The following is a 21,971-nucleotide window of genomic DNA, read 5'->3' on the forward strand; positions in this document are numbered from 1 at the left end:
TGCTGTCGGCGCGTGAGGAACGCGTCGGCCCTCTAAAGCCCCGACCGGGCGGATTCCGGTCCCCGGCCTTCGGCCGACGCGCATGACGCATGACGTACGACCTCCGGTCCGTCCCGCACCTCGCGCGAGAGAGCTGAGTCCTCCCATGGCCCACACCCAGGCTGCCGCCACCCCGCTCGTCCCCGCCTCCCGTCCCCGCCTGCGCGCCGTCGCCCCCGACGAGGTCGCCGCGCTGGCCCGGGTCGCCGACTTCCTGCCGCCGGGCGCCACGCTGCTGCCCGCCCCTCCGCACGCCCTGCCCACGCTGCCCGGCCGGCCGCCGATGGTCGGTTATCTGGTGCTGCTGCCCGCCGAACAGGAGCCGCCCTCGCTCACGCCGTCGGAGACGGACACGGACGCGGACACGGAGGGGCCGGTCTCCATCGACGGGGAGCGGCGGATCGCCACCGTCGACGGGCGGGCGCTCGACCTGACGTACCTGGAGTTCGAACTGCTCGCCCATCTGGTGGCCCATCCGCACCGGGTGCACACCCGCGACCAGCTGGTGCAGACGGTGTGGGGGTACGGGCACGTGGGCGACGGCCGCACGGTCGACGTCCACGTGGCCCGGCTGCGCCGCAAGCTGGGCGCCGCGCACCGCCACACGATCGAGACCGTGCGGCGGGTCGGCTACAAGTACCTGCCCTAGGCTTCCGTGCTCCTCCCCCGGTTCGTCCTCGCCCGGGTCACCAGGGCGAGGACGGCTTCCGCGGCGAGGAGCGCCAGCAGGCTGAGGCCGAGCAGCGGGACGAACCAGCCGACGAGCGCGGTCACCGCGGCGAGCGGCAGGAGGAGCGTCACCGGCAGCTTCCGCCAGGCACCCCGGCCGACCGGGCGGCGGGGACTGCGCAGCCACCACATGCGGTAGCCCCAGAGGATCATCAGGGTCAGCGCGAGGGCGAGGGCGGCGAGGGCCAGCTGGTTGAACAGGCCCAGGAAGACGCCGGTGTGGGCGTCGATGCCGATCCGGGTCAGCCGGGCGAGGAGCGGGTAGTCCCCGAAACGGAGCCGGTCGAGGACGGTGCCGTCCGCCGGGTCCAGCGCGACGGAGTCCAGCTCGACCGGGAACTGCTTGTCGGTCTCCTTCACGACGTAACCGCTGCCGTCGGCGGGCAGCGTGACGGCTATCGAGGCGCTGTCGAGGCCGGCCGCGCGGGCGGCGGCGACGGCGCGGTCGACGCCGATGTCGGCGGTGGCGGGGGCGGGGGCGGCCGGCTGGTGGCCGGCGCCGTGGCCCGCGTGCTCGCCGCCCGCGGCGCCGTCGCCGCCCGCGACCCCTGCCGAGAGGGCGGGGGTGGCGCCGCCGAGGCTGTCCTGGAGGGTGCCGATGTTCTCGCCGGCGTACCGGGACCAGGTCAGGCCGGTCGCGGAGAGCAGCAGCAGGCCGAGGGCGGCCCAGACGCCGACCGAACCGTGCCAGGAGAGGGTGCGGCGGCGGGACTTGGGACCGCGCTCCGGCAGCAGGAGGGCCCGCCGCTTCGTGCGGCGCCGGGCGATCCAGAGGGCGAGGCCGCCGAGGACCAGGACGAAGAGCCAGCCGGCGGCGAGTTCGCTGTAGATCCGGCCGGGTTCGCCGAGGTGGAGGTCGCGGTGGAGACCGTCGATCCAGGTGCGGAGCGGCAGGGCGCCGCTGCTGCCGTAGCTGGGCAGCTGCCCGCGCACGTCGCCCGTGTACGGGTCGACGAAGACGGCGAGCGAGGTGCCCTCGGGGGCTTCGGGATCCGCCATCAGGACGCGGGTGGTCGCGCCCGGTTCGGCGCCGGGCCAGACGGCGGTGACGGTGCCGTCCGGGTTCGCCTCGCGGGCGATGTCCACCTGGCGGTCGAGCGGGAGGACGGCGTCGCCGGCCGGGACCTCCAGCTCGTGCGCGTACACGACCTTCTCGGCCTGGAAGGAGAGCGCGTAGAGCAGGCCGCTGAGCGCCGCGACGAGCAGGAAGGGGGCGGCGAGGAGACCGGCGGTGAAGTGGAGCCGGAGGAGGAGGGGCCGGAGGGAGGCCCAGGCGCCGGGGCGACGCGGTGGGGCGGGAGCCTCGGCCGGACCGGCGGTGCCGGCCGTGTCGGGGCGTGCGGGATCGTCGATGGTCATGACTGTCCTCGGAGTCTCGTGAGGGGTCTGCCGTCGGGCAGGGGGAACCGGCCCCCGGCGGCGTCAGACGAGCGGACCGAGGACCGTGGCGCGGGGGACGGGCGGCCGGGGCGGGCCGCGCCGGGAGAGGACGTGCGCGAGGACGACGGCGCGCGGCCGCCGGGCGTCCCGACGCGGCCGCCGGACGGGACGACGCGGGTCGGAGGGCACGGCGACGGGCCCGGACGGGACGGCGAACAGTCGGCGGAGCGGCCTGAACGTCCCCTCCGCCAGCGCGAAGAACGCGGCCTCGCCGCGTGCCAGCCACACTCCGCAGACCAGCGCGGCCAGCAGGTGGACCGCGAGCATGCCGCCCCCGCCGGCGACGGCGGGGGCGAGGAGGTCGGCGAGGCCGTCGGGGGTGACGAGCCCGTCCGGGGCGACGAGCCCGTCCGGGAGGAGCAGGCCGTCCGGGGCGGCGGTGTCGGTGACGGTGCCGCCGTGGGACGCGTGGCCCAGGTGGGCGGAGGGGTCCGCGTGCCCCGGGTGGCCCGCGTGCGCGGCCTGGGGGGCGCCGGCGGACCGGCCCGCCGGGGATGCCGTCCCCGGGGCGCCGCCCGGATGGGCTCCCGTCAGGGAGAAGACCAGATGGAGGGCGCCCTGGGCGGTCAGGGTCCCGGTCGCGCAGGCGACGGGGCCGCGCCGGCGGCCGGCCGCGCACCAGGCGACGGCGGCCGTGGCGGCGAAGGCCGCGAGGAGGGTGCGGGGGGCGAGCGGGTGGTCAGACATGGACGAATGCCCCACCGCTGCCAGTACGACGCACACCACCGCGAACAGGGCGGCTCTCAGGGCGCGCAGCGGCGACCGGGGACGCGTCATCGGGGACATGCTGTCACCCGCCGGCGGAGCGGAACAGACCGCCTCCCGGTGGTACGGAACGGACTACTTTCCGGGCCGTCGGCGGTACGGAACGGACCGCCTTCCAGGCCGTCGGCGGTACGGAACGGACCGCCTTCCAGGCCGTCGGCGGGGGGGGTGCGGGGCGCCCGTCCCGCCCCGGCGGTGGCCGGTCGGCCCCGCGTCCGGGCTCGTCGTGCCGAGTCGGGCCGGGCCCGTTACGGTCGGGAGGAAAGCCGCGCCACCGGAGGAGACCCAGCCCATGCCCGCGATAGCCGCCGCCTCCGTCGCCAACCTCCGGGACCTCGGCGGGGTACCGCTGGGCGGCGGGCGGTCCGTGCGGGGCGGGCTCGTCCTGCGGTCGGCGCAGCTCGACCGGCTGGAGGCGGAGGAGGCGGCGGTCGCCGGACTGAAGATCCGTACCGTCGTCGACCTGCGGACCGCCGCCGAGCGGGCCGACCGGCCCGACCGGCTGCCGGACGGGGCGCGGCTGCTCGTCGCGGACGTGCTCGCCGACCACCTGGCCGTGAGCGGGCTGCCGCCCGCCGCGCGGCTCAAGACGCTGCTCACCGACCCGGCCCTCGCCGAGCGGCACCTCGGCGGCGGGCGGATCCTGGACGCGATGCGGGGGACCTACCGGGCCTTCGTCGACAGCCCCTCCGCCCGTGCCTCCTACCGGGCCCTGCTCGCCGAGCTGGGGACCCCGGGGGCCGGGCCGCTGCTCTTCCACTGCACGGCCGGCAAGGACCGTACGGGCTGGGCGGCGACGGTGGTGCTCGCGCTGCTCGGGGCGGACGAGGCGACGGTGCGGGAGGAGTACCTGGCGGTGAATCCGGCGGTGCGGCAGGCCTTCGCGCCGATGATCGAGGGGTTCGTCGCCCAGGGCGGCGACCCCGACCTGGTGCTCGCGATGATCGGGGTGCTGCCGGAGTACCTGGAGGCGGGGCTGGAGGAGGTCGCGGAGCGGCACGGTTCGATGGAGGCGTACGTACGCGACGGGCTCGGGGTTCCGGACGAGGTGACGGCGCTGGTCCGGGAGCGGTTGACGGTGTACGCGGCCTGAAGGGGCCGGGCGGCGCGGGGCCGGCCGGGGTGACCATCGGAAGAATCGCTCGTTCTGCTGAACGTGAGCACCCAGGATCTCGTTCCCTCGCCCGTGGGCCCCGTCGACGTGGAGCAGGCCGAGGCCGCCCTCGTCGAGCGCTATCCGCGGCTCGTACGCATCGCCTATCTGGTCCTGCCGCCGACGATGGGCCGCAACCGGCGGGTGCTGACCGCGCACGCGCTGGTGCAGCGGGCGCTGCCGCGCCGGCGGGTGCCGGGGCCCGCCGTGCCGGAGCCCCGGCGGCCCGAGGACGCGGTGGATCCCGGGTACGCGTACGTGCGGGGCGAGGTGCTCCGGCAGGCCCTGGTCGCCGCGCTGCCGCTGCGGCGGCTCGCGGTGCCGCGCCGGGCCCAGCTGCCGCCGCTGCTGCCGCAGGTGTGGGGGCTGCGGCTGTTCCCCCGGGCCGGCGGAGCGGACGAACTCGCCCTGGACCGGCTGCTCTCCCGCCTCTCCGGCCCGGCCCGCGCCGCGTACGTGCTGCGCGGCCTGGAGCGCCAGGGCGACGCGGAGGTCCTCCGGGTCCTGGCCGCGGCGGGCGCCGGGGACCCGCGGTCCGCGCTGGCCGAACTGGCCGCCTTGGAGGAGGACGGCCTTCCCGACCTCCCCGAGCCCGCCCCGCCGGCCCCCTCCCCGCGCGGTGGCGGGCGTCCCGAGCGGGTCGCCGAGCAGGCCGGTCCCGGCCGCGCCCCGGCGTCCCCGACCGCTCCGGCGTCCCCGACCGCTCCGGCCTTCCCGACCGCTCCGGCCTCTCCGGCCTCTCCGACCTCCCCGACTTCTCCGACCGCTTCGGCCTCCCCGGTCCCTCCCGCCTCCCCCGCCTCCTCTGCCTCCTCCGCCCCCGGGGCGGAGGAGCGGCGCGGTGGTGCCGGGCCCCGGCTCAGCGGGGCCTCGCTCCTGGAGTCGGCGGAGTTCGATCCGTGCACGCTTCAGGCGCGGCCCGGGGATCTGCTGCGGCGCCGGCAGCACGGGCGGGCGGTGCTGGTGGGGGTGGCGGCGCTGCTGGTGTGCGGGGCGCTGCTCGGGCTGCCGGGGGACGGCTGGGGCAGAAACGGTGCTGCGGCGCCGAGTTACGCCCGTAACCCCGCCGCCGAGGCCGCGCTCGACCCGGCGAAGGTGAGACGGGTCGCCCCGGCCGTCTGGCCCGGGGCCGTACGGCGGGACTACTCGGTGTGGCCGGCGCGCGGGGAGCTCGCCGGGGACGCGTCGCTGCTGCGGCGGGCGCTCGCGGTGTGGGCGCGGCCCGGCGGGGCGGTGGAGTCCTCGGCGACGCCGGGGACCCCGGTCGGGCCGCCGATGGGGCCGCCCCAACTGCTGTTCGCGGGGCGGGTGGACGCGGCCCGGGTGGTGCTCTTCCACGACGGGCTGCGGATCGTGCGGTACGCCGAGCCGGTGGAGGGGACGGCGGGCGCCGCGCTGGACTTCGCCCGCACCGACGGCGCCGAGGGGCCCGGCGCCAGCGCCGTCGTCGTGACGCGGGCCGCCGGCAACGTGCGGTACCTGACCGCGCCGTGGGTGACCGGCACGGCCGTGCGGGACCTGCTGATGCCCGGCAAGGAGCCGTGGGCGCTGGGGCGGGACGCGCGCGGGGTGACCGACGCCGTGCCGAGCCCCGCGCTCGCGAAGGAGTGCGCGCGGTGGAACACCCTTCAGGTGAGGGACGATTCGGGTGGCCGGCTGCTCGGCGACCTCGGCGAGCTGGTGCCCGCCCGTCTGCTGTGGGGTCCCCCCGGCGCACCGGTGGAGGCGACCGGGCGCGAGGCACGGGCGGTCTGGTCCCGGACGGCGTGCCAGCTGACGACGGTGCTGGGGCAGGGGGTGGGCTCGGTGCGGGCCTGGCGGTTCGCCCGGCAGTCGCTGCCGGGCGGCGCGGGGCGGGCGGCCTGGGTGTGCACCCGGGCGGAGACCTGGCGGGGCGCCGGCACCCGGGTCCTCGCGCAGTTCCTGCCGCCGGACCCGAAGGTCCCGGCCGCGCTCGCGGCCCGCGCGCAGGACACGCCCGCGTGCGGGGTGCGGGAGCCGAGGGTGCTGGCCGGGGCGCTGTGGCAGGCGCCGGGCGGTGGCTGGTACGTGCTGGCGGCGGGCGGGCCGGACGTGGCGTCGGTGGAGGTGAAGGGCGGGGTCACGGGCCGCGCCGAGGGGTCGGTCCTGGCCGCGAAGGCGGCGGCGGGTGCCCGCGCGGAGCTGAGCGCCACCCTGAAGGACGGCCGCCGCATGCCCGCGCTGCGCTGAGCCCGGGCGCGGGTGGCGGGTCACGGGTCGCGGGTGGCGGGTCGCGGGTGGCGGGGTCTGACTCCCCAGTCCGGAAGCCGGGTCCGGGCACGGGGTCGCGGGGCCCGGTGCCGGGCCGAAAAAGGCCGTGCACGGCTCTGTTCCCCGTGCTTACTCCTCAGTACATTGACGGCATGTCTAATACGCAGCCTGCACCGGTGGCGTCGGAACACGTCGAGCTCAAGGCCCGCAAGGTCGCCTTCGACTGGCAGGAGACCCCTCTCCACTGGGTTCCCGGCGACCCCTTCACCACGCACACGATCAACGTGCTGCACCTCCTGCTCCCGGCCGGTGAGCGGTGGTTCGTGCACGTCTACCAGCAGGCGCTGCCGTACATCACCGACGACCGGCTGCGCGAGGACGTCATCGGCTTCATCGGCCAGGAGGCCGTGCACTCGCAGGCGCACGACGACGTCCTGCCGCACCTGCGCGGGCAGGGCCTCGACCCGACCCCGTACACCGCGCAGGTCGACTGGTTCTTCGAGAAGCTGCTCGGCGACCGGACGCTGCCGCCGGGCCGGGCCCGCCGCTGGTGGCTGATGGAGCGGGTCGCGCTGATCGCCGCGATCGAGCACTACACCGCCTTCCTCGGCGACTGGGTGCTCAACGCCGACGAGCTGGACCGGCGCGGAGCCGACCCGATGATGATGGACCTGCTGCGCTGGCACGGCGCCGAGGAGGTCGAGCACCGGGCGGTCGCCTTCGAGCTCTTCATGCACCTCGACGGCGGCTACCGGCGCCGGGCCCGCACCTGGGCGCTCGCCTTCTCCACGATGGTCTTCCTCTGGCAGCGCGGGGTCCGCTTCTTCATGGAGAACGACCCGAGCCTGCTCGACCCCAAGGTCGCCTGGGCGGAGTTCTACCGCAAGGGCCGCGAGGGCGTGCTGCCGTCCACCCCGGCCATGCTGCGCTCGATACCCCGCTACCTGAGCCGCGCCTACCACCCCTCCCAGGAGGGCGACACCGCACAGGCCGTGGCCTACCTCGCCGCCTCCCCCGGCGCCAACGGAGGCCGCTGATGCCCCGGTTCGCCACCGTCGCCCTCGTCGCGGGCGCCGCGCTGCTCGTGCGCCGCGCGGTCCGCTCCCGGATGACCACCGCCCCGCTGTGGCCGCTGCCGTCCCTGGAGACACCGGTCTCCGGCTACGGGCGCGGGGCGACCGTCCCGCGCCGGGTGCTCGTCACCGGCCGGTCCGTCCCCGCCGAGGGGGTCGTCGAACTGCGCCTGGAGGGCGAGCGGCTGCCGTCCTGGGAACCCGGCGCCCACCTCGACGTCGTGCTCCCGTCGGGGCGGATCCGGCAGTACTCGCTCTGCGGCGACCCGCGCCAGGCGGACGTCTACCGGATCGCGACCCGTCTCATCGGGGAGGAGCAGGGCGGCCAGGGCGGCTCGCACGAGGTGCACGAGCAGCTCCACGAGGGCGTCGAGATCGAGATCCGGGGGCCCCGCAACCGCTTCCCGCTGGCCGACTCCCCCGCGTACGTCTTCGTCGCCGGCGGCATCGGCGTCACCCCGGTCCTGCCGATGGCACGGGCCGCCGAGGCGGCGGGCGCGGACTGGCGGCTGGTCTACTGCGGCCGCTCCCGCGCCACCATGCCGTACCTCGCCGAGCTCGAACGGCTCGGCGGGGACCGGGTGACGGTGGTCGCGGAGGACGAGGCCGGATATCCGGACCTGTCCTTCCTGGCCCAGGTGCCGACCGAGACGCAGGTCTACTGCTGCGGCCCCGAAGGGCTGATGGACGCCGTCACCGCCGCGATGCCGGAGGGCAGGTCCCCGCGCCTGGAGCGCTTCTCGGCGCTCGCCCCGGCCGACGGCACCCCCTTCGAGGTCGAGCTCCGGCGCTCCGGGCGGACGGTGGCCGTCGCCGCCGACCAGTCGGTGCTCGCGGCCGTACGGGAGGAGGTGCCGGGCCTCATGTACTCCTGCGCGCAGGGCTTCTGCGGCACCTGCCGGCAGACCGTCCTGGACGGCGAGGTCGACCACCGGGACGAGCTGCTCACCGACGCGGAGCGGGCGGACTCGATGCTCATCTGCGTCTCGCGCTGCGCCGGGAGGAAGCTCGTCCTGGACCTGTAGGCCCCGGGGTCAGGGCAGGATCAGCCAGTCGAAGGCGAGGGCGGCGGCGAGGCCGCCCACGAGCAGCCAGGTGCCCAGCCGGGTGCGGCCGTTGCGGGCCAGCTCGATGACGACCCCGCAGAGGATCATCGCGAGGCCGTAGACGCCGACGACCAGCACGGAGGTCCGGCTCGCCAGCCGGATCACCAGGACCACGCCCATCACCACCAGCAGGACCGAGGCGGCCGCCACGCGCAGCCGTCTCGCCTGCTTGGGCGTCATGCCGTCGGTCCGCTCGGGGTCTTCCGGACCGGTGTCCTCGTCCGGGCCCTCCTGGCCGGTGTCCTCGTCCGGGTCCTCCTGGCCGGTCTTCCCCTCCTGGCCGGTCTTCCCCTCCGGACCCTCCGGACCCTCCGGACCGGTCTTTACCCGACCTTCCGGGTCGGTCTCTTCCTCCGTCGCCACCGCGGGCTCGTCGCTCATGGACGAGGAGCGTAACGGACCCCGATAGGCTGTTCGTATGACGACCGGTGTACGGCGCAGGATGGGCGTCGAGGAGCGCAAGCAGCAGCTGATCGGGGTGGCGCTCGAACTCTTCAGCAGCCGCTCCCCCGACGAGGTCTCCATCGACGAGATCGCCGCCGCCGCGGGTATCTCCCGGCCGCTGGTCTACCACTACTTCCCCGGCAAGCAGAGCCTGTACGAGGCGGCGCTGCGGCGTGCGGCCGACGAGCTCGCGGCCCGCTTCCTGGAGCCGCCGCAGGGCCCGCTGGGGGCACGGCTGCTGCGGGTGATGGGCCGGTTCTTCGACTTCGTCGACGACCACGGCCCGGGCTTCGCCGCGCTGATGCGGGGCGGTCCCGCGGTGGGTTCGTCGACGACCAACGCGATGATCGACGAGGTGCGGCAGGCCGCGTACGAGCAGATCGTGGCCCATCTCGGGGTGGCGGACCCGTCGCCCCGGCTCGAACTGGTCGTGCGGTCCTGGGTGTCGCTCGCGGAGTCGACGGCGCTGCTGTGGCTGGACGGGCGGCGGGTGCCGCGCGGGGAGCTGGAGCGGAAGCTGGTGCACGACTTCGCCGCGCTGACGGCGGTGAGCGCGGTCTACGACGAGCAGACGGCGAAGGTGCTGACGGCGATCCTGGCGGAGGAGCCGGCCGACGGGCCGTTCGCGGAGCTGGTGGGCCGGCTCCTCACGCTGTCCCCGGCCCCCCTGCCCGCCGTGCCGGATCAGACCTTGCGGTAGGCGCTCTCGCGGTCGCGGACCTCGACCGCGAGGCGCACCCCGTCGACCGCCTTGAGGTGCCGGGACAACAGGTCGAGCACGACCTTCGCGAGGTGGGCCTTGAGCGCGTCGGTCCGCCCGAACGCCAGGGCGATCTCGACGTTCACCACGGCGGCGTCGGTGGTGCCGTCGCCGACGACGGCCTCCGCGACCTCCCGGAAGCGGGTCCTGCAGACGCCGACGGAGGTGTGGACGGTCTCCGCCACGAGTCCGTGGAGGTCGAGCGCGAATCCGCGCCGGTCGAAGGGGACGGAATGGTCGACGGTGATCTGCGGCATGGCTGCCTCTCCAGTCGGTACGGGGTGACCGCCCCAGCCTCACCGCGGGGGTCCCGGCCGCACAAGGCCGGCCGGGACCCCCGGTACGACATGGTCAGGTCGTGGCCTTGAAGACCGCGACCGTGCGGGCCGGGACCGTGAAGGTGCCGGAACCCGCCTCGTACGAGGCGGACCTGGCGACGGCGTCGGAACCGTTCGCCTGGAGCGGGTGCAGGCCGTAGCCCGTGCCGGCCAGGGAGCCGACCGTCTGCTTCCGCTCGCCCGGGGTCGCGTTGAAGACGACCACGAGGTCACCGAGGCGCATGGTGATCACACCCGGGGTCTCGTCCTCGCCGGAGAGCGGGAACGAGAGCGCGGACTGGACCTGGCCCGCGGTGGCCAGGGAGAAGCCCGGCTCGGTGGCGCGGATCTTCTGGAGGTCCCGGTAGGCGGCGGAGGCGCCGTCGATCTCGGCGCAGCCGACGGTCAGGTTCGGGTTCACCAGGAGCGGCTTGCCGTAGCCCCACTTCGCCTTGTTGTCGGCGGCCGGGGGCAGGCCGATGCCGAAGCCGTTGCCGTCGCGGCAGTCCCAGTGGATCGAGTTGAACCAGTCGCCGCTGTCGAAGGAGTTGCGGTCGAGGGACTTGGAGCGGAGCAGGTCGGAGCCGGCCTGGGAGAGCGCCGGGCCCTGGGAGAGGGTGGCCGTGGCCATGGCGAGGACCTGCATGCGGGCCCGGTCGGCGGCCGAGGTGCCGGCCGGGAGCTTGAAGGCGAGGGCGTCGTAGAGGGTCTCGTTGTCGTGGGCGTCGACGTAGGAGAGGGCGTCGCCGGGGGCGTCGGCGTAGCCGGCCGGGGCGCCGTTGTAGTCGACCTCGGAGCCGCGGACCGCGCGCCCGGAGGTGTCGGTGAAGGAGTAGGAGGCGAGGTTGCCGGTGAGGCCGACCTTGATGAGGTCCTGGTAGTGCAGGAGGCGGGCCTTCTGCTCGGCCGGGGTGCCGTTGGCGGTGGAGGCGTTGGGGTCGGTGTAGAGGCCGGAGGCGAAGCCCTGGACGCCCGGGTCCTCGTCGAAGGGGCCGCCGCCGCGGACGGCGTCGCGGGCCCGGTCGGAGAAGGTGGCGATGCCGGTGCCGGCCATGTTCTTCTGGGTGGCCTGGACGAAGCGGGCGTCGTCGGCGATCTCGCCGAAGTTCCAGCCCTCGCCGTAAAGGACGATCGCCTTGCCGTCGACGCCGTCCTTCTCGACGGTCAGGGCGTCGAGCGCCCTGCGGACGGCGAGGATGTTCTCCTTCGGGTGGTGGCCCATGAGGTCGAAGCGGAAGCCGTCGACCTTGTACTGCCTGGCCCAGGTGACGACCGAGTCCACGACGAGCTTGCCCATCATGGCGTTCTCGGGCGCGGTGTTGGCGCAGCAGGTGGAGGTGGCGACGGAGCCGTCGGCCTGGAGGCGCTGGTAGTAGCCGGGCACGATCTTGTCGAGGACCGACTTGTCGGACTGTCCGGCGGCGACGGTGTGGTTGTAGACGACGTCCATGACCGTGCGCAGGCCCTGCCCGTTGAGGGCCTGGACCATCTGCCGGAACTCGACCGTGCGGCGGGTGCCGTCCGGGTCGGTGGAGTAGGAGCCCTCGGGCACGGTGTAGTGCAGCGGGTCGTAGCCCCAGTTGTACGCGTCCTTCGCCGCGGCCTCGGCGACGCAGGCCTGCTGCTCCTCGGAGTCGGGGGCGTAGACCTTCAGGTCGCAGCCGGGTTCGGTCTGCGCGGACTTCTTCTCGGGGATGGTGCCGATGTCGAAGGCCGGGAGGAGGTGGACGTAGTTGGTGCCGGAGTCGGCGAGGGCCTTGAGGTGCCGGGAGCCCTTGCTGTCCTTGTCGGTGAAGGCGAGGAAGGTGCCGCGGTGGTCGGCCTTCGCGGTCGGGTCGGCGACGGAGAAGTCGCGGACGTGGAGTTCCTGGATCCGGGCGTCGCGCAGCGGCACGGCGGCCGGCTTCGCCAGGCCCTTCCAGCCGGCGGGGGCGAGCTTCGGGTCGGCGAGGTCGACGACGAGGCTGCGGGCGGAGTCGGCGGTGAGGGCGGTCGAGTAGGGGTCGGTGACGCGGTTCTCGACGACCTTCCGGACGGTGGGCGCCCAGACCTTCACGACGTACCGGTACGGCTTGCCGGTCCAGGACTTGGGGCCGGTGACCTTCCAGACGCCGGAGGCGTCGTCGCGGCGCATGGGCACGCTGCGGCCGTCGATCTCCAGGGCGACGGACTGCGCGGTGGGCGCCCAGAGGGAGAGGGTGGGGCGGCCCTTGTCGAAGACCGGGCCGAGGTCGGCCTTCACGGCCTTCGCGGCGTACAGGTCGTCGAGGGCGCCGGCGGTCTGCACGCCGGTGGCGGCGAGCAGGGCGCCGTTGGCGGCCCGCTGGGTGGCGATCAGCTGGCCGCGCAGGGAGGCGCGGATCCGGTCGGCGTCGCGCGGGTCGACGGTGAAGGCGGGGTAGTCCTTGAGGTGCGGGAACTTCGCCTTCTGGGCGTCGGTGAGGCTGCCCTGGTTCAGCCGGAGCCACTGGCCCTCGTCGCTGAGGACGCCGTCGGTGGCGGTGATGCCGCCGTCGGGGGCGTACACGAGCTGCTGGCTGGTGGAGTCGGTCGCCTTGACCTTCCAGACGACGGTGTTCCGGTCGATCCACTGGGCCTCGGCCTTGCCGAGGTCGAGGCTGGGGGCGCCGCCGACGGTCGGCAGGAGGTACGTGGGCTGTCCGCCGAGGAGCCAGACCTCGTTGCCGTAGGTGGCGAGGTCGAGGGCCTGGTCGGTGGGGAGGTCCTTCTGGTCGCCCTTGTGGAGGATGTACGAGAGCGTGGTGGCGCCCTCGGCGAGCGGCACCTCGTAGACGGCGCCGTAGGCGTCGACGCGGGTGGGCAGGAGGGGCTTGGACCAGTCGGTGGGCTGGGCGGCGCCGGTCCACAGGTGGAGGCCCCAGCCGTCGTAGTTCCCGTCCTCGCGCTGGTAGTGGATGACGGCCTTGGTCTTGTCGGCCGGGGCCGGGGCCGGGTTCGTGTCGGACTGGCCGTCCTGGCCCTGGGCGACCCAGACCTCGCCGGTGCGGCCGAGGCTGATGGTGCGCTGCGGGCCGTCGGCGGCGCCGTCCTTCTCGACGGTGTAGGCGACGGAGGAGGCGCCCTCGGGGAGCTTCACCCAGGCGAAGGCGCCGTGGGCGTCGCGGCCGGTGAACGCCGCCTTCTGGCCGGCGGCGTTCAGGGTCCAGCCGTCGTAGTCCCCGTCCTCGCGCCGGTAGTGGACGATCGCGTACGGGCGCTCGACGGCGACCGGCTTCTCGGGCGCCGGGGGCGCGCCCGCGGTGGTGGCGGCGGTGGCGCTCGCGGTGCGTCCGGCGGCGTCGACGACGACGGCCTTGTAGCGGAGCGCGGTGCCGGCGGGGGCGGTCACGTGCTGGGTGACCTTGTAGGGGGCGTGGTCGGCGGTGCCGAGGGTCTGCCAGCGGCCGTCGCCGACCTGGGCGGCGAAGACGACGCGGTTCAGGGCGCCCCCGGTGACGTCGGCGGTGAGCTCGACGGTGCCGGTGGCGCCGGCGGCCGGGGCCTTGAGGGTGACGGTGGGCCGCTGGGCGACGGCCGGGAGGGGCCGGTCGGCCTTGAGGACGAGGGTGGAGAGGGCCGGGACGGTGACGGTGACCTCGCCGTCCTTCGCCGCGACGGCGCCCTGACCCCCGTACAGGGCGTGGAAGGCGGTGGAGTCGACCGGGATGTTCACGGTCTTCGCCTCGGTGGCGCTGTTGGCGGCGACCAGGTACTCGACGCGCTGCTTCGCGTCGGTGCGGGAGGTGGCGTAGACGGAGCCCTCGGCGTAGCGCTCCTGCTGGACGCCGTCGCGGAGCGCGGGGTGCTCGCGGGTGAGCTTCGACAGGGCGGCGATCGAGCGGTAGAGGGGGTGGGTGGTGTCGTAGGCGTCGGTCGCGTGGGTGCGGTCGGTGCCGAGCTGGTCGTCGTCGAGATAGTCGGCGATCCGCGAGCCGAAGAGGGGCTGGCGGGCGTCCTTGTCGCCGCCGGCGCCGGTGAAGCCCTGCTCGTCGCCGGAGTAGATCACCGGGTTGCCGCGGGAGAGGAACATCAGCTCGTTGGCGAGCGTGGTGCGGCGGACGAGTTCGGCGTCGGAGGCGTTCGGGTTGTCCTGCTTGAGGAAGGCCCCGAAGCGGCCCATGTCGTGGTTGCCGAGGAAGGTGACCTGCTCGTAGGCGTTGGCCTTGTCGGTGGTGTAGCGGTAGTCGTCGCCGAAGACCTTGGCGAGGCGGTCGGCGCCGGCGCCCTGGGAGGCGAAGGCGCGGGCGGCGTCCTGGAAGGGGAAGTCGAGGGTGGCGTCGAGCCGGCCGCGGGTGACGTAGGGGGCGGTGACGGTGGTGTCGGCGGAGTAGACCTCGCCGAACATGAAGAAGTCCTCGCGGCCCTGCTTCTTGGCGTAGGCGTCGAGCGCGGTGGCCCACTGGGTCCAGAAGTCCAGGTCGACGTGTTTGACGGTGTCGATGCGGAAGCCGTCGATGTCGAAGTCGCGGACCCACTTCTCGTAGATCTTCTTCATGCCCTCGACGACCTCGGGGCGCTCGGTCCACAGGTCGTCGAGACCGACGAAGTCGCCGTACTCGGCGGACTCGCCCTGCCAGGTGGAGTCGCCGCGGTTGTGGTACATCGTCGGGTCGTTGAGCCAGGCGGGGACCTTGGTGTTCGCCTTCTCGACGGGGGTGTACGGGAAGGAGTCCGCGTCGACCTTCCCGATCGCGGCGCGGTCGTCGAAGGGGCGGCCGTCCTCGTCGAGGTACGGGTAGGCGCCCTTGGGGCGGTAGCCGTACTTCTTCTCGGCGTAGTCGACGGTGTCGGCGGTGTGGTTGGTGATGACGTCGAAGAAGACCTTCATGCCCTTGGCGTGGGCGGCGGCGATCAGCTTCTTGAGGTCGTCGTTGGTGCCGAAGTGGGGGTCGACCTGGGTGAAGTCGGTGATCCAGTAGCCGTGGTAGCCGGCCGAGGCGTCCTTGCCCTCGCCCTGCACGGGCCGGTTCTTGAAGATCGGCGCCATCCAGATGGCGGTGGTGCCGAGGCCCTTGATGTAGTCCAGGCGCTGGGTGAGGCCCTTGAGGTCGCCGCCCTGGTAGAAGCCCTTGTCGGCGGGGTCGAAGCCGGTGGCGGTGCGGCTGCCGGTGAGGCCGCCCCGGTCGTTGGAGGTGTCGCCGTTGGCGAAGCGGTCCGGGAGCACGAAGTAGAACTGCTCGCGGGTGAGGTCCTGGCGAGCCGGCTCGGCGGCCAGCGCCCGGTCGGACGGCGGGGCCGGCGGTCGGGGCGCGGCGGTCGCGGGCAGGGCCGGGACGAGGGCGGCGACGAGGGCGGCGGCGAGCGCCACGGCCGTTCTCTTGGGTATCACGGGTGCTCCCTGGAGGTACGGGAAGAGGGGGCCGCCCCGGTCGGGGCGGCCCTGCGGAGGGAGGAGGCTCAGCTGCGGAAGGTGTCGTTCAGGACGACCTGGCCGGAGGCGGGGACGGTCGCGGTGCGGTTGGCACCGGACTCCCAGGTGACGTTCCCGGCCCCGTCCTTGCGGAGGTACTTGTACTCGAAGGCCGTTCCCGCGGGCAGGTTCACGGCCAGCTTCCACACCGGGTAGGCGGCCGGGTCGAGCTTGAGGGCGGAGGCGGGGGCCCAGTTGCCGAGCTCGGCGCGGTTGCCGACGACGTAGATGTTCTGGCCGATCACCGTGGTGGCGGTGACGTTGAAGGAGGCGCCCGCGGTGGCGGGGGGCGTCGTCGGCGGGGTGGTGGGCGGCGTGGTGGGGGTGGTGCCGCCGCAGGTGGTGGCGTTCACGTGGAGGGCGACGGCGGTGTTGGCGCCGACCGTGGCGGTGAACCGGCCGGAGGAGTCGACGGTGACGGCGGTGTTCGACTGCACGTCGCAGTAGGAGCCGGCCGGCAGGGAGGTCTGGAAGGTGCGGGAGAGCGCGGAGGACTCGTGGTTGATCGCCACGTAGGCCTTGGCGCCGCGGCCGAACGCGATCGCGTTGCCGCCGTTGTCCCACCAGTTGGCGACTGCCTCGCCGCGGGCGGTGTTGCGGAAGGCGACCATGGAGGAGATCTCGCGCCAGGCGTGCTGGCACTTCCAGCCGTCGGTGTAACAGGCGTTCACCTGGCCGCCGTTGGGCGGGCCCGCGTCCTTGTCGGTCCACTCGTAGCCGGAGTGGACGTCCGGGGAGCCGTAGGGCCAGGCGAGCATGAAGACGGAGGCGAGGGTGTAGTTCGCGCCGTCCTTGTAGGACAGGGTGTCGCCGCCGCGCTCGGTGTCGTGGTTGTCGACGAAGACGCCGGACTGGCCGGAGGGCATGTAGCCCCAGGACTCGCCGAAGTTCTTCAGGTAGGCGAGCTTCTCGTTCTGCAGGATCCGCTTGAGGTCGCGGGCGTAGCGGAACTCCTGGACGTCGCCGCTGCCGAGGTACTCGCTCGGGGAGACGGCCTCGCCGGCGCCGTAGATGGCCTCCAGCTTCCAGAAGACGCCCGGGTTGGTCAGCCGGGACTTGATGTTCGCCAGGTCGGCGGCCGGCATGTGCTTGGCGGCGTCGACGCGGAAGCCGTCCACGCCCAGCGACAGCAGGTCGTTGAGGTAGCCGGCGATCTTGCCGCGGACGTACTCCTCGCCGGTGTCGAGGTCGGGGAGCTGGACCAGTTCGCAGTTCTGGACGTTGCCCCGGTCCTGGTAGTTGGAGATCGAGGACCGGCAGTCGTCCATGTCGGAGCCGGAGTAGAGGCCCGGGTAGTCGTACTTGGAGAACGGGGTCCCGCCCGTTCCGGTGCCGGAGCCGTTGGCCATGTGGTTGATGACCGAGTCGGCGACGACCTTCACGCCGGCGGCGTGGCAGGCGTCGACCATGTTCTTGAAGGCGGTGCGGTCGCCGAGGCGGCCGGCGATCTTGTAGCTGACGGGCTGGTACGAGGTCCACCACTGTCCGCCCTGGAGGTGTTCCTGGGGCGGGGAGACCTGGACGTAGCCGTAGCCGGCGGGGCCGAGGCGGTCGGTGCACTCACGGGCCACCGAGGCGAAGTTCCACTCGAACATCACCGCGGTGACGTCCTTCGTCCCCGGCGGGGTGGCCTGTGCCGGGGCGTTCGCCGTGACGGCCGCAGCGGCTCCCGCCACGAGGGCGAGTGCAGCGGCCACGGTCTTTCTTGCCATGCTTCCTCCTGTACGACGTCCCTGTCGCGTGCGAGAGCTGTTCGCAAGAAGTTGCCGAAACTCTCAGCAACTGTTTTCAGCCGCGACCGTAGGGGCGTACAGGCGTGCGGTCAATACTTCCGGCACGCCCCTCACAAGGGATCACGCAAGGAGTTGCGGCGGCTGCGCGGTGGAACCGCGCACGACCAGCTCCGGCTGGAAGACGAACTCGGTGCGCTGCACCGGGTTGCCCTCGATCTCCTCCAGGAGCGCGCCGGCGGCCGCCGTCGCCATGGCTTGCACGGGCTGGCGCACGGTGGTCAGCGGCGGGTCGGTGAAGGCGATCAGCGGGGAGTCGTCGAAGCCGACGACGGAGACGTCCCGGGGCACGTCGAGACCCCGGGCACGGGCCGCCCGGACGACGCCGAGCGCCATCAGGTCGGAGCCGCACACGATGCCCGTGCAGCCCTCGTCGAGCAGGATCTCGGCGGCGGCGTGCCCGCCCTCGACGCCGAACAGGGTGGGCCGCACGAAGCGTTCGGCCTCCGCCCGCTCCACACCGAGCATCTCGTACAGCTCGGCGGCGAAGCCCTCGGCCTTGCGGCGCGAGGGCACGTAACGGGTCGGGCCGATGGCGAGGCCGATCCGCTCGTGGCCCAGCTCGGCCAGGTGCCGCACGGCCATCCGCGCCGCCGCCCGGTCGTCCGGGGAGACGAAGGTGGCGTCGATCCGCTCGTGGTAGCCGTTGATGAGGACGTACGGCACGCCCCGCTCGGTCAGCCGGGCGTACCGCGCCGGGTCGGCGGAGGCGTCCGCGTGCAGCCCGGAGAGGAAGACGATGCCGGCCACCCCGCGCTCGACGAGCTGGTCGACCAGCTCGTCCTCGGTGGCGCCGCCGGGCATCTGGGTACAGAGCACCGGCGTGTAGCCGTGCCCGGCCAGGACCTGTTCGACGACCTGCGCGAAGGCCGGGAAGATCGGGTTGGTCAGCTCGGGCACCACGAGCCCGACGAGCCCCGCGCTGCGGCGTTTGAGCCGTACGGGACGCTCGTAGCCGAGCACGTCGAGCGCCGCGAGCACCTTGTGCCGGGTCCCGCCGGCCACGCCCGCCTTGCCGTTGAGGACCCGGCTGACGGTGGCCTCGCTGACCCCGGACTGGGCCGCGATGTCCGCGAGCCGCGGGGCGCCGTTTCCGGTGCCCCGCGGCGGGGGGATCGTCACACCGCCCACCAGACGGTGGTGTCGGCCGGCACCTCTGCGGTGTCGTCCACGATCCTGACGTCCTCGTTGGAGAGGAGATACCGGCCGGGCAGCGGGACGGAGATGGCCCGGCCGGTGGTGTTGGCGGTGCAGACGAAGCCGTCGCGGCGGAAGGAGAGCACACCCTCGGGTGCCTCCAGCCACTCCACGGCCTCGCCCGCACCGAGTTCGGGGCGCTCGCGGCGCACGGCGAGCGCGCTGCGGTACAGCTCCAGGGTGGAGCCGGGGTCGCCGGTCTGCGCCTCGACGCTCAGCCCGCCCCAGGTGGCCGGCTGCGGCAGCCAGGAGCCGCCGGAGCCGAAGCCGTACGAGGAGCCCTCGGCGGTCCACGGGATCGGCACCCGGCAGCCGTCGCGGTAGCCGTCCTGGCCGCTGGCCCGCCAGAACGACGGGTCCTGGCGCACCTCGTCGGGCAGGTCGGTGACGTCCGGCAGACCCAGCTCCTCGCCCTGGTACACGTACGCGGAACCGGGCAGGGCCAGCATCAGCAGGGTCGCGGCGCGGGCCCGGCGCAGGCCGAGCTCGCGGTCGCCGGCGGTGCGCAGCTGGGTGCCGAGGCCCGCCGGGTTGGCGAAGCGGGTGGCGTGCCGGGTGACATCGTGGTTGGAGAGCACCCAGGTGGTGGGGGCGCCGACCGGGCGCATCGCCTCCAGCGAGGCGTCGATGACGGTCCGCAGCTCGGCCGCGTCCCAGTGGGTGCCCAGGTACTGGAAGTTGAACGCCTGGTGCATCTCGTCGGGGCGCACGTAGTTCGCGGTGCGCTCGACGGTCGGGGTCCAGGCCTCGGCGACGAGGACGCGCTGCCCGTCGTACTCCGCCAGGATCTTCCGCCAGGAGCGGTAGATCTCGTGGACGCCGTCCTGGTCGAAGAAGGGCATGACGTCGTTGCCGAGCAGCCTCAGCTGGTCGTGCGCGCCGAGGTCGGGCAGGCCGGGGGCCTTGACCAGGCCGTGGGCGACGTCGACGCGGAAGCCGTCGACGCCCATGTCGAGCCAGAAGCGCAGGATCGAGCGGAACTCGTCGCGGACGGCCGGGTGCTCCCAGTTGAAGTCCGGCTGCTCGGGGGCGAAGAGGTGGAGGTACCACTCCCCGTCCTCGACCCGGGTCCAGGCGGGGCCGCCGAAGATGGACTCCCAGTCGTTGGGCGGGAGCTCGCCGTTCTCGCCCTTGCCGGGGCGGAAGTGGTAGCGCTCGCGCAGCGGGGAGCCGGGGCCCTCGCGCAGCGCGCGCTGGAACCACTCGTGCTGGTCCGAGGAGTGGTTGGGGACCAGGTCCACGATGATGCGCAGGCCCAGGTCGTGGGCCTCGCGGATCAGGGCGTCGGCGTCGAGCAGCGAGCCGAACATCGGGTCGATGGCCCGGTAGTCGGCGACGTCGTAGCCGGCGTCCGCCTGGGGGGAGGCGTAGAAGGGGGAGAGCCACACGGCGTCGACGCCGAGCTCCTTGAGGTACGGCAGCCGGCCGCGGATGCCCACCAGGTCGCCCATGCCGTCGCCGTTGCCGTCGGCGAAGCTGCGCGGGTAGACCTGGTAGATCACCGCGTCTCTCCACCAGCCCGTGTCGGTGCCGGTGGTGGGGGCGTCGGCGGCGGGGGCGAGATGCTGGGTCATGTCTTCCCTGGGAGGTAAGGAGGGGCGTACGGGTTCGGCGTTCAGGGCCGTCAGCCCTTGACGGCACCGGCGGACATGCCGGTGACGAGGTGGCGCTGGGCGAAGAGGAACACCAGGGCCGCGGGGATGGCGATGAGGACGGAGGCCGCCGTCATCGGACCCCACTGGGCCCCGTACTGGTTGACGAACTTCTGCAGACCGCCGGCGAGCGTCATGTTCTCGTCGCCGACCATGAAGGCGGAGGCGTAGGCGACCTCGCCCCAGGCGGTGATGAAGGAGTAGAAGGCGGTCACCGCGATGCCCGGCTTGGCGAGCGGCAGGATGAGGCGCCAGAAGGTGCCGAAGGGGGTGAGCCCGTCCACGTATCCCGACTCGTCGATCTCGCGCGGGATGCCGTCGAAGAAGCCCTTCATCATCCAGGCGCAGAAGGGGACGGCGATGGTCAGGTAAGTGATGACCAGGCCGGCCGACTGGTTGAGCAGCCCCAGCGTCGCCATGATGTTGTAGATCGGCACGATGAGGACGGCGACCGGGAACATCTGCGTGATGAGCAGGGTCCACATCAGGCCGCGCTTGCCCGGGAAGCGGAAGCGGCTGACCGCGTAGCCGGTGGTGGCGGAGATGAACACGCCGATGAGCGTGGTGAGCGCGGCGACGAGGAGCGAGTTCCCGAACCAGGTGAGGAACGGGGTGTCCCTCAGCAGGTTCGTGTAGTTCTCGAACGTCGTCTCCTTGAAGAAGTCCGCGGTGGTCGCGTACTTCGCGGGCTTGAGCGAGGTCAGCAGGACCCACAGCACCGGGAAGACGGCGACGACGGAGGCGACGATCAGGGTGACGTGCAGCGCCACCGACGCGAGCGGCGAGCGACGGCCCCGGAGCGGGGCGTTGAGTCGCTGCGTGGGGGTGGGGGTCGTGGTGGTCACCAGACTTCTCCCTGCTTGCGGAGGACGCGCCGGTAGATCGCGGCGAAGAGCATCAGGAGCACCAGGATGAGGACGCCCCACGTGGACGACTGGGCGAAGTCGCGGGGACTGATCTCGAAGGAGAACTTGTACGCCTGGGTGACGAGGATCTGGGTGGCCTCGCCGGGTCCGCCCCGGGTGAGCAGGAAGATCACCGGGAACATGTTGAAGGTCCAGATGGTGGAGAGGAGGATCACCGTGCTGGAGACGGACCGCAGGCCCGGCAGGGTGATGTTCCGGAAGCGCTGCCAGGCGTTGGCCCCGTCCATCTCGGCCGCCTCGTAGAGCTCGCCGGGGATGGACTGGAGGCCGCCGAGGAGGGCCACCATCATGAAGGGGATGCCGAGCCAGACGTTGACGGCGATGACGGAGAACTTGGCCCAGGTGGGGTCGTTCAGCCACGGGATGCCGTCGACGCCGATGCCGGAGAGGATCTGGTTGAGCATGCCGCGGCGCTCGTCGTAGAGGAAGCGCCAGGCGAAGACCGAGACGAAGCCGGGGACCGCCCAGGGCAGGATGAGCATCATCCGGTAGGCGGAGCGGCCGGCGATCTTGCGGTTGAGGATGTTGGCGAGGGCCAGGCCGAGGGCGAAGGTGATCGACACGCAGGCCACGGTCCACAGGACCGTCCAGCCGAGCGTCGCCCAGAACTGGCTGCCGTTGAGGGCCGTGACGTAGTTGTCCAGACCGACGAACTCGTAGCTGGCCGGGATCTCGTTGACACCGATGCTGCGCGCGACGTTGCGCTCGTTGGCGTCGGTGAGCGACAGGTAGATGCCGCGCACCAGGGGGTACCCGATGATCACGGCGATCACGATCACCACCGGGGCGATCATGGCCCACGCGTACCAGTGGGTGGCGAGAGAGCGCTTCGGCGCCCGGCGCTTCGAACCAGTCCCGCGGCGCCGGCCGCGGGGGGGGGGCGGGGGCCCCGGGCGGGGCCCCCCCACAGGGGGGGGGGGGGCACACCCCACCCCCCC

General features: G+C 73.4%; 16 protein-coding genes. 6 read left to right on the forward strand and 10 right to left on the reverse strand.

All coding sequences use genetic code 11. The features are described from left to right. Positions 1-145 precede the first annotated feature (145 nt). Entirely contained in the window at positions 146-688 is a 543-nt protein-coding gene (locus ACFQ8C_RS18270) for a winged helix-turn-helix domain-containing protein (protein WP_383458283.1), read from the forward strand. Here the strand turns inward: ACFQ8C_RS18270 and ACFQ8C_RS18275 are convergent. Then, a complete protein-coding gene (locus ACFQ8C_RS18275; protein ID WP_383458286.1) occupies positions 685-2,127 on the reverse strand; it encodes a PepSY-associated TM helix domain-containing protein in 1,443 nt (480 codons plus the stop codon). The genes ACFQ8C_RS18270 and ACFQ8C_RS18275 overlap by 4 nt on opposite strands. Positions 2,128-2,190: 63 nt before the next feature. After that, positions 2,191-2,985 carry a hypothetical protein gene (locus tag ACFQ8C_RS18280; RefSeq protein WP_383458289.1) on the reverse strand — a complete coding sequence of 265 codons (795 nt, stop codon included), beginning with the start codon at positions 2,983-2,985 and terminating at the stop codon, positions 2,191-2,193. A 280-nt stretch (positions 2,986-3,265) separates the two neighbouring features. Here ACFQ8C_RS18280 and ACFQ8C_RS18285 point away from each other — a divergent pair, with 280 nt between their 5' ends. The 4 genes from ACFQ8C_RS18285 to ACFQ8C_RS18300 all read left to right on the forward strand — a co-directional run bounded on the left by ACFQ8C_RS18285 (position 3,266) and on the right by ACFQ8C_RS18300 (position 8,456). Further along, positions 3,266-4,066 carry a tyrosine-protein phosphatase gene (locus ACFQ8C_RS18285; protein ID WP_383458291.1) on the forward strand — a complete coding sequence of 267 codons (801 nt, stop codon included), beginning with the start codon at positions 3,266-3,268 and terminating at the stop codon, positions 4,064-4,066. 63 nt (positions 4,067-4,129) lie between these two features. Beyond that, positions 4,130-6,337 (forward strand): hypothetical protein, encoded by a 2,208-nt coding sequence (locus ACFQ8C_RS18290; RefSeq protein WP_383458294.1) that lies wholly within the window; start codon positions 4,130-4,132, stop codon positions 6,335-6,337. 173 nt (positions 6,338-6,510) lie between these two features. Continuing rightward, positions 6,511-7,395, forward strand: a complete 885-nt coding sequence (locus tag ACFQ8C_RS18295; protein ID WP_383458296.1) for a metal-dependent hydrolase — start codon at positions 6,511-6,513, stop codon at positions 7,393-7,395. Beyond that, entirely contained in the window at positions 7,395-8,456 is a 1,062-nt protein-coding gene (locus ACFQ8C_RS18300; protein ID WP_383458298.1) for a PDR/VanB family oxidoreductase, read from the forward strand. Before ACFQ8C_RS18295 ends, ACFQ8C_RS18300 begins: the two co-directional genes overlap by 1 nt. Before the next feature lie 9 nt (positions 8,457-8,465). On the opposite strand, the gene ACFQ8C_RS18305 is transcribed toward ACFQ8C_RS18300, so the two are convergent. Beyond that, positions 8,466-8,918 carry a hypothetical protein gene (locus ACFQ8C_RS18305; RefSeq protein ID WP_383458299.1) on the reverse strand — a complete coding sequence of 151 codons (453 nt, stop codon included), beginning with the start codon at positions 8,916-8,918 and terminating at the stop codon, positions 8,466-8,468. Positions 8,919-8,955: 37 nt separating this feature from the next. Here ACFQ8C_RS18305 and ACFQ8C_RS18310 point away from each other — a divergent pair, with 37 nt between their 5' ends. Beyond that, positions 8,956-9,681 carry a TetR/AcrR family transcriptional regulator gene (locus ACFQ8C_RS18310; protein WP_383458301.1) on the forward strand — a complete coding sequence of 242 codons (726 nt, stop codon included), beginning with the start codon at positions 8,956-8,958 and terminating at the stop codon, positions 9,679-9,681. Here ACFQ8C_RS18310 and ACFQ8C_RS18315 read toward each other — a convergent pair. From ACFQ8C_RS18315 to ACFQ8C_RS18345, 7 genes are all read right to left on the reverse strand, one after another. Further along, the gene (locus tag ACFQ8C_RS18315) at positions 9,666-9,998 is read right to left on the reverse strand and encodes a 5-carboxymethyl-2-hydroxymuconate Delta-isomerase (RefSeq protein ID WP_383458304.1); all 333 of its coding nucleotides are present in this window, start codon (positions 9,996-9,998) and stop codon (positions 9,666-9,668) included. The genes ACFQ8C_RS18310 and ACFQ8C_RS18315 overlap by 16 nt on opposite strands. A gap of 94 nt (positions 9,999-10,092) precedes the next feature. Then, entirely contained in the window at positions 10,093-15,387 is a 5,295-nt protein-coding gene (pulA, locus tag ACFQ8C_RS18320; protein WP_383458307.1) for a pullulanase-type alpha-1,6-glucosidase, read from the reverse strand. A gap of 68 nt (positions 15,388-15,455) precedes the next feature. Then, the gene (locus tag ACFQ8C_RS18325; protein WP_383458309.1) at positions 15,456-17,180 is read right to left on the reverse strand and encodes a carbohydrate-binding module family 20 domain-containing protein; all 1,725 of its coding nucleotides are present in this window, start codon (positions 17,178-17,180) and stop codon (positions 15,456-15,458) included. 141 nt (positions 17,181-17,321) lie between these two features. Next, complete coding sequence (locus tag ACFQ8C_RS18330) at positions 17,322-18,389, reverse strand: LacI family DNA-binding transcriptional regulator (RefSeq protein WP_383458312.1); 1,068 nt, start codon at positions 18,387-18,389, stop codon at positions 17,322-17,324. After that, positions 18,377-20,029 carry an alpha-amylase family glycosyl hydrolase gene (locus ACFQ8C_RS18335; RefSeq protein ID WP_383458315.1) on the reverse strand — a complete coding sequence of 551 codons (1,653 nt, stop codon included), beginning with the start codon at positions 20,027-20,029 and terminating at the stop codon, positions 18,377-18,379. Before ACFQ8C_RS18335 ends, ACFQ8C_RS18330 begins: the two co-directional genes overlap by 13 nt. A 50-nt stretch (positions 20,030-20,079) precedes the next feature. Then, a complete protein-coding gene (locus ACFQ8C_RS18340) occupies positions 20,080-20,952 on the reverse strand; it encodes a sugar ABC transporter permease (protein WP_383458318.1) in 873 nt (290 codons plus the stop codon). Further along, complete coding sequence (locus tag ACFQ8C_RS18345; RefSeq protein WP_383458319.1) at positions 20,949-21,941, reverse strand: carbohydrate ABC transporter permease; 993 nt, start codon at positions 21,939-21,941, stop codon at positions 20,949-20,951. The genes ACFQ8C_RS18340 and ACFQ8C_RS18345 overlap by 4 nt, the downstream gene beginning before the upstream one ends. Positions 21,942-21,971 lie beyond the last annotated feature (30 nt).

Source organism: Streptomyces sp. NPDC056503 (assembly GCF_042794995.1).
In the GTDB taxonomy this organism is placed as follows: Bacteria; Actinomycetota; Actinomycetes; order Streptomycetales; family Streptomycetaceae; genus Streptomyces.

Coding starts and splice junctions, on each gene's coding strand:
- ACFQ8C_RS18270 (WP_383458283.1), top strand. CDS start 146: ATGGCCCACACCCAGGCTGCCGCCACCCCGCTCGTCCCCGCCTCCCGT.
- ACFQ8C_RS18275 (WP_383458286.1), bottom strand. CDS start 2,127: ATGACCATCGACGATCCCGCACGCCCCGACACGGCCGGCACCGCCGGT.
- ACFQ8C_RS18280 (WP_383458289.1), bottom strand. CDS start 2,985: ATGACGCGTCCCCGGTCGCCGCTGCGCGCCCTGAGAGCCGCCCTGTTC.
- ACFQ8C_RS18285 (WP_383458291.1), top strand. CDS start 3,266: ATGCCCGCGATAGCCGCCGCCTCCGTCGCCAACCTCCGGGACCTCGGC.
- ACFQ8C_RS18295 (WP_383458296.1), top strand. CDS start 6,511: ATGTCTAATACGCAGCCTGCACCGGTGGCGTCGGAACACGTCGAGCTC.
- ACFQ8C_RS18300 (WP_383458298.1), top strand. CDS start 7,395: ATGCCCCGGTTCGCCACCGTCGCCCTCGTCGCGGGCGCCGCGCTGCTC.
- ACFQ8C_RS18305 (WP_383458299.1), bottom strand. CDS start 8,918: ATGAGCGACGAGCCCGCGGTGGCGACGGAGGAAGAGACCGACCCGGAA.
- ACFQ8C_RS18310 (WP_383458301.1), top strand. CDS start 8,956: ATGACGACCGGTGTACGGCGCAGGATGGGCGTCGAGGAGCGCAAGCAG.
- ACFQ8C_RS18315 (WP_383458304.1), bottom strand. CDS start 9,998: ATGCCGCAGATCACCGTCGACCATTCCGTCCCCTTCGACCGGCGCGGA.
- ACFQ8C_RS18325 (WP_383458309.1), bottom strand. CDS start 17,180: ATGGCAAGAAAGACCGTGGCCGCTGCACTCGCCCTCGTGGCGGGAGCC.
- ACFQ8C_RS18335 (WP_383458315.1), bottom strand. CDS start 20,029: ATGACCCAGCATCTCGCCCCCGCCGCCGACGCCCCCACCACCGGCACC.